General features: G+C 56.8%; 13 protein-coding genes. 6 read left to right on the plus strand and 7 right to left on the minus strand.

Annotated features, from left to right (window positions below; translation table 11 throughout):
- Positions 1–16: 16 nt before the first annotated feature.
- Positions 17–1,018 (minus strand): LacI family DNA-binding transcriptional regulator, encoded by a 1,002-nt coding sequence (locus FCL49_RS16400; RefSeq protein WP_174354381.1) that lies wholly within the window; start codon positions 1,016–1,018, stop codon positions 17–19.
- Positions 1,019–1,040: 22 nt separating this feature from the next.
- Complete coding sequence (locus tag FCL49_RS16405; protein ID WP_174354382.1) at positions 1,041–2,423, minus strand: MFS transporter; 1,383 nt, start codon at positions 2,421–2,423, stop codon at positions 1,041–1,043.
- Between the two features lie 397 nt (positions 2,424–2,820).
- Between FCL49_RS16405 and ubiC the strand changes: the two genes are divergently transcribed.
- Together ubiC and ubiA are read left to right on the plus strand one after the other, a co-directional pair.
- Positions 2,821–3,345, plus strand: coding sequence for a chorismate lyase (gene ubiC, locus FCL49_RS16410; protein ID WP_174354383.1), 525 nt, complete (start codon positions 2,821–2,823; stop codon positions 3,343–3,345).
- Positions 3,342–4,235: a 4-hydroxybenzoate octaprenyltransferase gene (ubiA, locus tag FCL49_RS16415; protein ID WP_174354384.1), complete on the plus strand. Its 894-nt coding sequence runs from the start codon at positions 3,342–3,344 to the stop codon at positions 4,233–4,235. Before ubiC ends, ubiA begins: the two co-directional genes overlap by 4 nt.
- Positions 4,236–4,292: 57 nt before the next feature.
- Here ubiA and plsB read toward each other — a convergent pair whose 3' ends face one another.
- Positions 4,293–6,758, minus strand: a complete 2,466-nt coding sequence (gene plsB / locus FCL49_RS16420; RefSeq protein ID WP_174354385.1) for a glycerol-3-phosphate 1-O-acyltransferase PlsB — start codon at positions 6,756–6,758, stop codon at positions 4,293–4,295.
- A gap of 149 nt (positions 6,759–6,907) precedes the next feature.
- On the opposite strand from plsB, the gene FCL49_RS16425 reads away from it, so the two are divergent.
- The 4 genes from FCL49_RS16425 (at position 6,908) to FCL49_RS16440 (ending at position 9,968) form a co-directional block, all read left to right on the plus strand.
- Entirely contained in the window at positions 6,908–7,276 is a 369-nt protein-coding gene (locus tag FCL49_RS16425) for a diacylglycerol kinase (protein WP_012147155.1), read from the plus strand.
- Between the two features lie 122 nt (positions 7,277–7,398).
- Positions 7,399–8,007, plus strand: coding sequence for a transcriptional repressor LexA (gene lexA / locus FCL49_RS16430; protein WP_012147154.1), 609 nt, complete (start codon positions 7,399–7,401; stop codon positions 8,005–8,007).
- Positions 8,008–8,108: 101 nt separating this feature from the next.
- Positions 8,109–9,467 (plus strand): MATE family efflux transporter DinF, encoded by a 1,359-nt coding sequence (gene dinF / locus FCL49_RS16435; RefSeq protein WP_174354386.1) that lies wholly within the window; start codon positions 8,109–8,111, stop codon positions 9,465–9,467.
- A gap of 291 nt (positions 9,468–9,758) precedes the next feature.
- Positions 9,759–9,968: a CsbD family protein gene (locus FCL49_RS16440; protein ID WP_012147152.1), complete on the plus strand. Its 210-nt coding sequence runs from the start codon at positions 9,759–9,761 to the stop codon at positions 9,966–9,968.
- A gap of 113 nt (positions 9,969–10,081) precedes the next feature.
- Here the strand turns inward: FCL49_RS16440 and zur are convergent, their stop codons facing one another.
- From zur to FCL49_RS16460, 4 genes are all read right to left on the minus strand, one after another.
- Positions 10,082–10,594 carry a zinc uptake transcriptional repressor Zur gene (gene zur / locus FCL49_RS16445; protein ID WP_012147151.1) on the minus strand — a complete coding sequence of 171 codons (513 nt, stop codon included), beginning with the start codon at positions 10,592–10,594 and terminating at the stop codon, positions 10,082–10,084.
- A 168-nt stretch (positions 10,595–10,762) separates the two neighbouring features.
- On the minus strand, positions 10,763–11,521 hold the full coding sequence (locus FCL49_RS16450; protein ID WP_174354387.1) for an anti-sigma factor family protein: 759 nt from the start codon (positions 11,519–11,521) through the stop codon (positions 10,763–10,765).
- On the minus strand, positions 11,518–11,967 hold the full coding sequence (locus FCL49_RS16455) for an RNA polymerase sigma factor (protein WP_261152274.1): 450 nt from the start codon (positions 11,965–11,967) through the stop codon (positions 11,518–11,520). The genes FCL49_RS16450 and FCL49_RS16455 overlap by 4 nt, the downstream gene beginning before the upstream one ends.
- A gap of 89 nt (positions 11,968–12,056) precedes the next feature.
- Positions 12,057–12,590 carry a tetratricopeptide repeat protein gene (locus tag FCL49_RS16460; protein ID WP_174354388.1) on the minus strand — a complete coding sequence of 178 codons (534 nt, stop codon included), beginning with the start codon at positions 12,588–12,590 and terminating at the stop codon, positions 12,057–12,059.
- Positions 12,591–12,733: the final 143 nt, after the last annotated feature.

Consider the following 12,733-nt stretch of genomic DNA (forward strand, 5'->3'; position numbering starts at 1 on the left):
TACCTGAGTCAATAAACTAGCAGCCGCACGATCGGCGGATATGCAACTGGAAGGTGAATTCGTGTAGCTCCGGCTGCGAAGTACCGGCGGCCAGCATGGCGATGGCTTTTCTGGCCATGGCGTCGATCGGCTGTTCGACCGCGCTGAGCGGCGGCACGCTGAATTCGGATTGCTGGGTGCCGTTAAAGCAAATGATAGCCAGATCGTCCGGCACCCGCAGCTGATGTTCCGCCAGCGCTGACAGACAGCCGAGTGCCTGCTGCTCATTGGAGGTGAATATGGCGCGTGGGCGGGGGCCTTGCAGCATTTTCTGGCTGGCCTGATAGCCGCCCTGGCGGGTATAGGGGGCTTCAAAAATCCATTCTTCACGCGGCGTAATACCCGCCTCAATCAGCGCGTCACGCCAGCCGCTCAGGCGATCTTGTGCGTTGAGCATGGTCAGCGGGCCCACAAAAATGCCGAGCTCCCGGTAGCCGTGCTGCAACAGATGGCGGGTGGCCTGACAGGCGGCGTCGCGTTCATTAACGCGGATGGCACTGATGCCGGCATGGCGGTCGATGGTGTCGATCATCACGCAGGGAGTGCCGGAATGGCGGATCAGATCAAACCAGGGATGGCGATCGACGCTGGTATACAGCAGGCCGTCAACCTGACGGCGTAGCAGGTGGTTAATCAAGTCGTGCTCGTGCTGGCGGTCGTCGCCGGCGTCACCCAACAGCAGCACACGGCCATGATTGAAGGCCTCGCGCTGTAATGCTCGCGCCATTGCGGCAAAAAACGGGTTGGAGATATCGGGAACCACTAATCCATAAGTCAGGGTATTGCCGGAAGCCAGCGCCCGGGCGATGTCGTTCGGCCGGTAACCGGTTTGCTCGATCGCCGCCAGCACCCGCAGACGGGTGGCTTCTGCCACCGGGCGCGGGCCGTTGTTGATCACATAGCTGACTACCGCGACCGAGGTGCCCGCTACGCGGGCGACGTCGGCGCGGGTGATGCGCCGCGCGGATTGATTATCCAAGTTGGGTTCCTGTACGCCCTGATTACACCGCGTCCTGCGGCAGATTAAGATCGCGGCCGCGGGTTTCCGGTGCAAAGAAGGTGGTGATTAAGCCAATGCCTGCCATTACAACAAAATAGCAGGCGACAGGCCACCAGTGACCGAAACCGGCCAGCAGCGCGGTCGCGATCAGCGGTGCGGTCCCGCCGGAGAGGATCGACCCCAGTTCTTTGGCGAAAGCCATTTTTGAGTAGCGGTTTTTGACGCCGAACAGTTCCACGCCATAGGCCGCCTGCACGCCAAAAATGCCCAGGGATGCGATGCACATGCCGACTACAATCACCGAAATCACTATCGCCGGCTCACGGCTGTCGAGCAGCCAGAAGGCCGGGAAGGCGTACAGCACCAGCAACAGACAGAACCAACGGTAGGTGACGCGGCGGCCGAAGCGGTCAGAAAGCCAACCCGCCAGCGGGATCACCAGAAAACCGCACAGTGAGGCGATCATCACCGCCAGTGCCGGCACCGACTTGTCCACCATCAGCACCTTGGCGACGTAACCCACGATAAAACCCTGGCACAGATAGGACGGGCCATTTTCGCCAATACGCAGGCCGAGCATGATCCAGAAGGCTTTGGTGCGTTGCAGGTAGCTGCGGTTATCCGCTGCCACGGGCGTGTTGTCCAGCATGCGCTGACGGTTTTGCTGCAGTTCGCGTTCAAATACCGGGGTTTCGCGCACGTGACGGCGCAGGTACAGAGCGCCCCCGGCGATCAGGATGCTGGCGAGGAACGGAATACGCCAGCCCCAGGCGATCAAATCTGCCTTGTCCAACTGCAACACCAGCAACCAGACCAACGAGGCCAGCAGAGTACCGCTGTTGGAGCCGATCGCAATGATCGAAGCGACCAGACCACGGCGTTTGGCCGGTGCGTATTCTGCCAGCATCACTGCGCCACCGGAAAGCTCGGCCCCGGCCCCGAAGCCCTGAGCAAAACGCAGGATCACCAGACAAATGGGGGCCCAGACGCCGATTTGGGCGTAGGAGGGGATCAGCCCAATCAAGGTGGTAGAGACGCCCATCAGTGCTACCGTGGTGAGCAGCACCACGCGGCGGCCCTTACGGTCGCCAATCCAGCCGAAAACCAACGCGCCGATAGGCCGGGCAATAAAACCGACGGAGTAGGTGGCAAAGCTGGCCAGCAACGCCACCATCGGGGTGGCTTCGGGGAAGAACACGTCGCCGAACACCATGCCGGCTGCCAGGCCATACAGGGCGAAATCGACATATTCCATCGCCGTGCCGAGCCAGCACGAGAAAGTGGCGCGCCAGAATTGACCGCGCCCTTCTTTGGTGGTCAAACGTTCATCGGCCGCCAAGGTTTCGTCGATGGCCTGTGGGGTTGCAAGCGTTGTTTCGCTCATGGCATTGATATCCTCTTTTAGTCTGCGCCACACCTGTAGCGTGATCGCGGTAAAGATGGTTTCCCTGGTGTCGGCAAGAAGGTTTGCTGACAAAGTTTTGGACTGATGGCGATTCAACGCTGCAGTACAAGGGTATCTACGCGCGTAGATAAAACAATGCTGCAGAGGTGAAATTTTGCTGAGGATCACACAATCCCCATCGCGCCGGAGAATGAAGGTAAAGAAAACAGATGGCAGAAAGATGACAAGGCGGTGTTCTTAAGGTGTGAGTTTTGCCGTGCGGCATCCCTCGAATCAGCCTGCCGCTTTTGAATTTCTGCGTTACAATGGGCGCCTGTTAACAGATTGTCTGGTCTGGCACAGCCGCAGGGCGCGGCGTCAGGCATGGAGTAGAACAATGTCAGGCAAGAGGGATTCGATCCTACCGCCGTTGGAGTGGTTATCCGCGCAACATCCTCCGGCACCCGCCGCCGTCAGCGACTGGTTGATGGAGCCAGGATCTATGACGCGCCGCTTTGAACGCCACTGTGGGCGGGTGCACGTCGAACCACAGCGCGAATGTTTTGTTACCCGCGACCAACTGGGGGAAGAGGCAGAACACCTGCCGGACAGTCCGCGCTATTGGCTGCGTGAAGTTGTGCTGTTGGGCGACAACCAGCCCTGGCTATTGGGGCGCACGGTGATCCCGCTGGAAACGCTGACCGGCCCTGATCTGGCGCTGGTTGATTTGGGCACCTTGCCACTGGGCCGCTATCTGTTCAGCAGCGATGAACTGACTCGCGATTACATTCATATTGGTCGGCAAGATGCCCTGTGGGCGCGCCGTTCCCGCCTGCGGCTGGCGGGTAAACCGCTGTTGCTGACCGAACTGTTTTTACCGGCTTCACCGCTGTACGCGACAGGAAGTTCGGTTGCCGAATGATGAGGAGAGAAAAGACCTTGGAAGGAAGCGTGATTCAAAGCAAATGGCAGGCTTATAGCCATCTGATGCGCATTAATAAACCGATTGGTACCTTGTTATTACTGTGGCCGACGCTGTGGGCACTTTGGATAGCGGGACAGGGCGTGCCGTCACTGTCTGTCCTGGTGGTGTTTGTGGCTGGGGTCTTCATGATGCGTGCTGCCGGTTGTGTGGTGAATGATTACGCCGACCGCGCGGTAGATGGCCACGTGAAGCGTACTGCCGGACGTCCAATGCCGAGTGGTCGGGTGAGCGAGAAAGAAGCCAAGGTGCTGTTTGTAGTGTTGGTGCTCGTCTCGTTCGGGCTGGTGCTGACGCTCAATGCGATGACCATCTGGCTGTCACTGGCGGCGCTGGCGCTGGCGTGGGCCTATCCGTTTATGAAAAGGGTCACTCATCTGCCGCAGTTTGTTCTTGGCGCGGCGTTTGGCTGGGGTATCCCGATGGCCTATGCCGCCGTCAGTGAATCCTTGCCATTGAGCTGCTGGGTGTTGCTGCTGGCCAATATTTGCTGGACGGTGGCTTACGACACGCTGTATGCCATGGTTGACCGTGACGATGACCTGAAGATTGGCATTAAATCTACCGCCATTTTGTTTGGCCGTTACGACAAGCTGATTGTCGGTTTGCTGCAGTTCGCTACGCTGCTGCTGCTGCTGTGGGTAGGTTATCTGACGCAGATGAGCGGGGCCTTTTACTGGTCGTTGTTGCTGGCGGGCGCCTTGTTTATCCATCAGCAAAAACAGATTGCCAGCCGTGAGCGTGACGCCTGCTTCAAGGCGTTCATGGATAACAATTATGTCGGGCTGGTGTTGTTTATCGGTATCGCGCTGAGTTACTGGCAGGGTTAAGGCGTCACCGCAATAAAAAAGGCACCCGAGGGTGCCTTTTCATTTTGTATCAATGGATTAGTCTTCTTTCTCTTCCGCTGCGACCGTTTCCGGCAACGCGTTGGTTTCCGCCGGCATACTGACGCTCTCGATGGTCAGCTTGATTTCCGGGGTAATCAAATCGCTCAGCATGTTGTAGACCTCCATGGTGTGCTCACGGACTGCATCGCCGATGTCATTGATGTAGCCTTCTGCACGCAGCGTCGCCACCAGGGTGGAGAACACCGCCTTGTCGAAGAACTCCGGCGCGTTGATGCCATGCAGCACCGACAGACGCTGGGCCATAATGCGGCTCTCTTTCTCCAATGCCCCACGGTTGATGCTTGGGTTGGCACTGAGGATCGACATGGTGATGGCATAGCGCTGCAGCGTTTCACGGACACCGGCGGCCAACAACTGTAGTGGACGGATGCGGGCTGGATTCAGTACCAGACTGTCACCCTTGTCGCAGATCAGTTGCTGGCGGATCATTTCGTCGATCAACGGTCGCAGCACTTCCGGCAGTTGTTCCTTGTCGTTATGCAGGAACAGTTCAGCCTTCAGCATCGGGTAAATCAGGCCAATCTGCCGTAGCAGTTCGGCGCGCGATACCCGGCGGTGGTGCATCACGATAGTGGCGATCAGCGACGGCAGAACCAACAGGTGGTGGATATTGTTACGGTAATAGGTCATCAACACCGCCTGCTCGCGCGGCAGGATGATGATATCGCCGATGTTATCCTTCTCCACCTCGAACTTGTTCATGTTCAGCGCGTGGTCCAGCAGCTCATCCGGCGTCTGGGTTGGAACGGTAACGTCGCCGGCATAAGGCACATTGCGCATCAGTTGCAGATAGCACTCCAACTGCTCAAGCAACTGCTCACGGGTCAGCGAGCGCTGGCGTGAGGCCAGCAGCGCCGTGGAACACAGGTTCATGGCGTTGGCGGCGGCGGCATTGTTGATTCGCACCATAATCTTGGCCGCCAAATCGTTGACCGTCGGCGTTAACCAGCTTGGACGCTGGGCTTCGATCGGGTCAATGGATTCGCGCCACTGTGGCACATTCTGGTTCAGATAAGCGGTCAACGGCAGCGGGTCGCCGAAGTTGACGTAACCCTGGCCGAGATTGCGCAGCTTACGCAGGCCGCGCAGCATCTGCAGCAGGCTTTCTTTTTCCTTGGTCGCGCCACGCAACTCTTTAGCGTAGGTACCCACTTCCATCACGTGTTCGTACCCGATATAAATCGGCACCAGGGTGATAGGACGGCTACCGCCGCGCAGCATCGCCTGAATGGTCATCGACAGGGTGCCGGTCTTCGGCTCCAGCAAACGTCCGGTTCGGGAACGGCCGCCTTCAACAAAGTATTCCACCGAGTATCCGCGGGTAAACAGCTCGCCGAGGTATTCACGGAATACCGTCGAGTACAGCTTGTTACCTTTGAAAGTACGGCGAATAAAGAAAGCGCCCAGGCGACGGAAGATCGGCCCGGCCGGCCAGAAGTTGAGATTGATACCGGCAGCAATGTGCGGCGGGACCAGACCCTGGTGATACAGCACGTAGGACAGCAACAGGTAGTCCATGTGGCTGCGGTGGCAGGGCACATAAACAATCTCGTGGCCGTCCTGCGCCAACTGACGCACGCGTTCGGCGTTAGTGACGTTGATGCCTTGATACAGTCGGTTCCAGGTCCAGCTCAGCACGCGATCGGAAAGGCGCACCGTCTCGTAAGAGAAGTCGGCAGCGATCTCTTCCATCAGCGCAATGGCGTTCTGCTGGGCTTTTTCGTGGGAGATTTTCTTGCTGCGTGCTTCGTCTTCGACCGCTTTTTCGATCGCCTTGGAGGCCAGCAGTTTGTTGAACAGGTCCTGACGGGCCGGCAGGCTTGGGCCGACGGCGGCCAGACGCTGACGCGAGAAGTGCATGCGTGCTACGCGAGCCAGTTTCTGCGCAATGATTTTGTCCGTACCGTGCTCGGTGGCCATGCGGCGCAGCGAAACGGTATTGGAGAAACGGACAAAGCTGTCGCGGCCGAGCCACAGCACGGCGAAGAATTTCTGCACGCCGTTCAGCAGACGCAGATGCGGGGTGCCGTGACCTTCGCGCCCCGGAGAGCGGCCGAACATCACCGAAACCGGCAACATCTGAATGTCGAGATCCGGATTACTGCGGTGCAGATCCAGATAGTCGTGGAACAGTTTTACCGACTCTTCTTTCGGCGTGTAGTAGCGGAATACGCGCGGGCCGTCGTGAATAAACACGTGGCTTGGCAGCACGGTGCCGTCTATCTCCAGCGGATCGAGGGGATCGGGCAGATCTTGCGCCAGGCACTGGGTGCGCAGCGTCAGCAAATCCGCCTTGGAATTATAAGGTAAAACATACAAAATCGGCCGTGAGGGATCCAACCCTAACTCCGTGACCGGATCTGAAGGGATAACCTTACTTCTTACCAACAGTTTAAGTGGTAAATTCAATAGTTTATAATAAATTTTACGCCAACCTGACATAACAACGTGAAGCCTCTTGTTAGCAATGCGTCGCAAGCATACCAGAAACCGGGTAGCAGATCTGTGGTGTTGGAAAACCGAGAGCCGGGAGAGTTTCCTGGCCTAGACTGTTTAATTATGACTTATCTCTGCTAAAGGCACTAAAAAACATGGCAAACCAAGCAACCGGCCTGACCCGTATTATTAAAGCCGCCGGCTACTCTTATAAAGGCTTTTCCGCTGCCTGGCAGCACGAAGCGGCGTTCCGCCAGGAATTGGTGGCGACCGTGCTGGCTATCATACTGGCGATTTGGCTGGACGTGGGTGCGATAGCGCGCATTTTACTGATCGGATCTGTGCTGTTGGTGATGATTGTCGAGATACTCAACAGCGCGATTGAGGCGATTGTCGATCGGGTGGGGACCGAGCATCACGAGCTTTCCGGTCGGGCAAAGGATATGGGCTCGGCGGCGGTCTCACTGGCGATTATTTTGGCGCTGTTCGTCTGGGGTTCGGTGCTGTGGCAGCACTTTGCCTGAGTGGTGGCGTTGCATTGCGACCCGTGTCGCTAATCCCTGATTTTTATTCACTCTTCGGTTCCCAAGCCGCAGTTACCTGTATATACTCACAGCAAGACTGTATAAACAAACAGGGGGGCGGAATGAAAGCACTAACTACCAGACAGCAAGAGGTCTATGATCTGATTCGCGATCATATTTCGTCCACTGGCATGCCGCCAACGCGCGCCGAGATCGCCATGCGTCTGGGGTTCCGTTCGCCAAATGCCGCAGAAGAACACCTGAAAGCGCTGGCGCGTAAAGGCGTTATCGAGATTATCTCCGGCGCTTCGCGTGGCATTCGCCTGCTGATGGAAGATGAAGAGGGTTTACCGCTGATCGGCCGTGTCGCCGCCGGTGAGCCGCTGCTGGCGCAGCAGCATATCGAAGGGCACTACAAGGTCGATCCTTCCCTGTTCAAACCGAGCGCGGATTTCCTGCTGCGGGTCAACGGTATGTCGATGCGTGACATCGGTATTCTTGACGGCGATCTGCTGGCAGTGCATAAAACTCAGGACGTGCGTAATGGCCAGGTGGTTGTGGCACGCATTGAAGATGAAGTCACGGTCAAACGCCTGAAAAAACACGGCAACGTGGTTGAGCTGCTGCCGGAAAACAGTGAATTCCAGCCGATTGTGGTCGATCTGCGTCAGCAGAATTTCACCATTGAAGGTCTGGCGGTCGGTGTGATCCGCAATGGCGACTGGGTTTAATCCTCACGCCTAAACATCGTCCTCTGATTCAAGTCGCCCCAGCTCTGGGGCGATGTCATTTCTGACTGATTAAAACCGCACTGCCACGGGAACATTTCACTATGCGCCTGCTTTCTGCCTTCACCAGCGATACCGATAAAGCCCTGTGGCGCCTTGCGCTGCCCATGATTTTCTCCAATATCACCGTGCCGCTGCTTGGGCTGGTGGATACCGCAGTCATCGGCCACCTCGACAGCCCGACCTATCTGGGGGGCGTAGCGGTTGGTTCCATGGCCACCAGCTTCCTGTTTATGCTGTTGCTGTTTTTGCGCATGAGTACCACCGGGCTGACCGCACAGGCGTTGGGGGCGCAAAATCCGCAGGGTCTGGCGCGAGCCTTTATGCAGCCGTTGTTGCTGGCCGTGTTGGCCGGGGCGGCTATTGTGTTGCTGCGTTATCCGCTGATCGAGTTGGCACTAAAAATCGTCGGTGGCGATGGGGCAGTGCTGGAGCAGGCTCGTTTATTCCTCGAGATCCGCTGGCTGAGCGCTCCGGCGGCGCTGGCCAATATGGTGATCCTGGGTTGGTTGCTCGGTGTGCAATACGTGCGTGCACCGGTGATCCTGCTGATTGTCGGCAATCTGCTGAATATCGTATTGGATATCTGGCTGGTGATGGGACTGGGCTGGAATGTGCAGGGGGCCGCGACGGCGACCGCCATTTCTGAATATGCCACACTGCTGTTGGGATTATGGCTGTCCTGGCGCGTGATGCGCATACGCGGCATTACTGTGCCGATGCTGCGCCAAGCCTGGCGCGGTAATTTGCGGCGTCTGCTGGCGTTGAATCGCGACATTATGCTGCGTTCATTGCTGCTGCAACTGTGTTTTGCCTCGCTGACCATCTTCGGTGCCCGGCTGGGTGGCGAGGTGGTCGCGGTCAATGCGGTGCTGATGAATTTGCTGACCTTCACCGCTTATGCGCTGGACGGTTTTGCCTACGCGGTAGAGGCGCATTCGGGGCATGCCTATGGGGCCCGTGATGATAGCCAACTGCGCAAAGTATGGCGTGCGGCTTGTCGGCAAGCCTGTCTGGTGGCGTTGGGCTTTGGCCTGATCTATGCCGTTGCCGGACAGCAAATTATAGCGGCATTGACCTCTTTACCTGAACTGCGCGCATTGGCGAGCCACTATTTGCCGTGGCAGGTGGTGTTGCCATTGGTGGGGGTATGGTGCTATTTGCTGGACGGCATGTTTATTGGTGCCACCCGCGGCGCAGAAATGCGTAACAGCATGGCAGTAGCCGCCGCCGGTTATGGGCTGACACTGTTTACCCTGCCTGTTCTGGGCAACCATGGATTGTGGCTGGCGCTGGCGGTGTTTCTTTCGCTACGTGGCCTTGCGCTCGGGTGGATTTGGCATTGCCACAGGGTGCGGGGAACCTGGTTTACAGCGGATGCGGTACAGTCAAAAAACGCATAAACATTAATTTTGTTTATGTTTTTATTTATATTAAGTTACATTTTCCTGGACGAATTTGTTTCCGCTTACTTGCTGTTCTATTGGGGTTTTTACTGAATTTTATTGGTTTTGTGAATTTTTATCCTGACTTTTTATTTGTTTTCGCTATCTGTAGCTATAGTTAATCATGTGGCTGGCGGAATAAATTGGAACTGACAATCCTTTTATTCAGGTCAATTGACCGAAATAATTACTCAGTTAAGTCCGGCCACAGGCGTTTAAAACTGACTAATCACAGGTAACGGAGAGGTTATGAACAAAGATCAAGCCGACGGTAACTGGAAGCAGTTTAAAGGGAAAGTGAAGGAACAGTGGGGCAAGCTGACCGATGACGATCTGACGGTCATTGAAGGGAAACGTGAACAGCTTGTCGGTAAAATTCAGGAACGTTACGGCTACCAGAAAGAGGCGGCCGAGAAAGAAGTTAAATCCTGGGAAGACCACAACAAGTATCGCTGGTAGCGCGCTGGGCCGCAGCGGATTGCGGCCATAAGCTACTTTTAAAGTAAAGGCCCGGCGTTTTTATCCCCTTGACGCCAAGCCTGCAGGTACAGGGAGGTACCTGAAAACCCAACCTATTTCTTCTTGATGGCGATGCTGTGATCGTGTTCGCCGCAATCATGCTTGCTGTCACAGGCTTCTACTTCAACGCACCCTGCACACAGGCCATGCGCCTCCACCACGTTATGACGCAGGACAAAACCAGACTCTTTCGCCAGTTTCTGCAACGTCTCTTCGACCCCTTCGGTAGTGCGTTCGGTCACCTGACCACAGCGATCGCAGATAAACAGCGCGGAGGTATGCGTCGGCTGTTCGAAGTGATGGCACAGCACGTAGCTGTTGGCCGACTCCACCCGGTGAATGAAGCCCTGTTCCAGCAGGAAATCCAGCGCACGGTACACCGTCGGCGGTTTGGCCTGGGGTTCGGCGACGCGCAGCAGATCCAGCAGGTCGTAAGCGCTGATGGCACCGGGCTGCTGTGCCATCAGGCGTAACACTTCCAGCCGCTGCGGTGTCAAACGCACATTGCGTTGCTGACAGAGTTGTTCAGCCTGCGCCAGCAGCTTTTCCTGGGTGCTTGAGTTCATGGCAAATTTCCCGGTACGTAAAAAAGCCGATTTTACCATGCTTCAGTCAAATCGCCGAGAGTCGGCCCCTTTTCCGCTGATATGGCGCACTAATCGACTGGTTTACCGCCTGCCGCCGGTCACGAGTGTGACGATGTTCACACTTGGAGAGCCAGAGGCAGTGGATCCTTAGCCGGCAAGTGAGCGTTGCAAGCGCTCTGCCAACGCGGCCATTTCCGGCGCAGGATTATGCCCAATCAGCATAAAACCATGACGGCCGTCGGCCCAGTAGACCACGTTCATCCCCTGGCGACGCTCGCTTTGGGCGGACTGAGGCTTGCCCGGTTGCTGAACAATACACAGCGCCAGCGCGCCGAATTGTGCATCCAGCCAGGTTAATTGAGCGATACGCCGATCGTCGTAAGCCAGCACGCGGGCGTTTTTCAGTTCGGCGCCGCTTAACATTAACTTAGGGACCGAGAGTGCGATGCCCAGCCGATCGCCGGTTTGCTGTAACTGATGGGTAATCTGCGTCGCGGTATCGTCGAAGCCTGCCAGCGTTTCCGGCGTGTAAAGTGCCATATACTGGGCGACTAAACCGCGCCAGTTGTCTTCCGGCTGGCTGAGCTGTAAATAGGCGCGATCGCCTGCGATGCCAAGTGCCAGAAAACCAACCGCGGCGGCGATCAGGCCACGCCGACTGACACCGCGCTGCGGTACTGGGGCGGTAAGGGGGCCTGAGGCGCGCAGACGTTGTACCGGCGCTTCATCAAGCAATGGGGCAAATGCCTGCTTAAAAGGCAGGCTGCTGCGTGCCAGTAACGACAAACGTTCGGCCAGTGCGGGTTCCTCGGTCAGGCGCTGTTCCAGAAGCTGGCGCTGTCGTGGATCCAATTGATTGTCGAGGTAGGCGACCAGCAGCTCGTCCGCAGCGTAGGTTGAGCTCATGATTGTTCTCCTTTTGCCTGGGGTGAACGGGTTTGCAGCACGCTGTCGTTTGCCAATCTCAGGCGTGCCGCTGCCAGACGACTCATGATGGTGCCGATGGGCACGCCAAGCACCTCGGCTGCCTCACGGTAAGACAGCTCTTCCACATACACCAGAAACAGTGTATTGCGCTGCGCCTCCGGCAGCCGGTTAACCCGCTGCATCACCTCATTAGCCCAAATCGGCTCTTCGCTGTTTTCCGACCCGCTCAGTTCGTCGACGTCGACAAAACCCTGTCCCTGGCGGATATGCTGGGCGCGGATCTCGTTAAGCCAGATAGAGTGAAGGATCGCAAACAGCCAGCGGTCCATCCGCGTGCCCACGGCAAACTGTGCGGCGCGTTCCAGCGCCCGCACGCAGGTGGCTTGAACCAAATCGTCGGCAACATCCCGCCGGTGGGAAAGCACCAGGCCATAGCGCCACAGGCGGGAAAGATACTGGCCGATTTCGTTACGGATCGCGTCGCTACTGATGTTTGCCTCCGGGTCAGGCTAGATCATGATTCTGGGTGATGATCGATGGCTGCCGCCAAATCGCGGTACTCTTCACAACCGGTACCGCATAGCGACTGGATCACCTTCAGTTGTTCTTTCGCCAAATCCTGACGGCCCTTGACCATATAGGCTTCACCCAGATATTCACGGACTTTTGGGTATTTCGGATCGAGCGCTACTGATTTTAAATAGTAGCCGATCCCTTCATCGGTGCGGCCGAGCTTGCGGGTGGCGTAACCGCGGTAGTTCAGCGCCACCGCAGTGTTAGGATCCTTCAGGGTATTAAGCACATCCAGGGCTTCCTGATAGCGACCGCTTTTTGCCAGCGCATAGGCATAGTTCGCTCTATCGTTGTCGCCGATCATGCTGCCTTTATCCACCATGCAGGTCTTGGTTTTGGTATCGTATATCTGGCCTTTCGGGCAGGTGGGGGTGGTCTGGCCGCTACCGTCACCGCCCATCGCCAGAGCCGTACCGGAGAACAGCAGAGAGCCGGCAATGACCGGCAGCAGCAGGCGTTTAACGAAACTGTTCATGGTTGTTTCCTCATTGATAAAGGTGCACAACTGCACCCGTGTTGAGAGAACACCTGACCACGCTTTTTTATTCGTTTTTTCGGGGACTTTTTTAACCGGGGGTACAGCGGTTTTCCCAACGCCGTCGATTGTCGTTATAATAG

It is taken from the genome of Serratia proteamaculans (genome assembly GCF_013337185.1).
In the GTDB taxonomy this organism is placed as follows: Bacteria; Pseudomonadota; Gammaproteobacteria; order Enterobacterales; family Enterobacteriaceae; genus Serratia; species Serratia proteamaculans_D.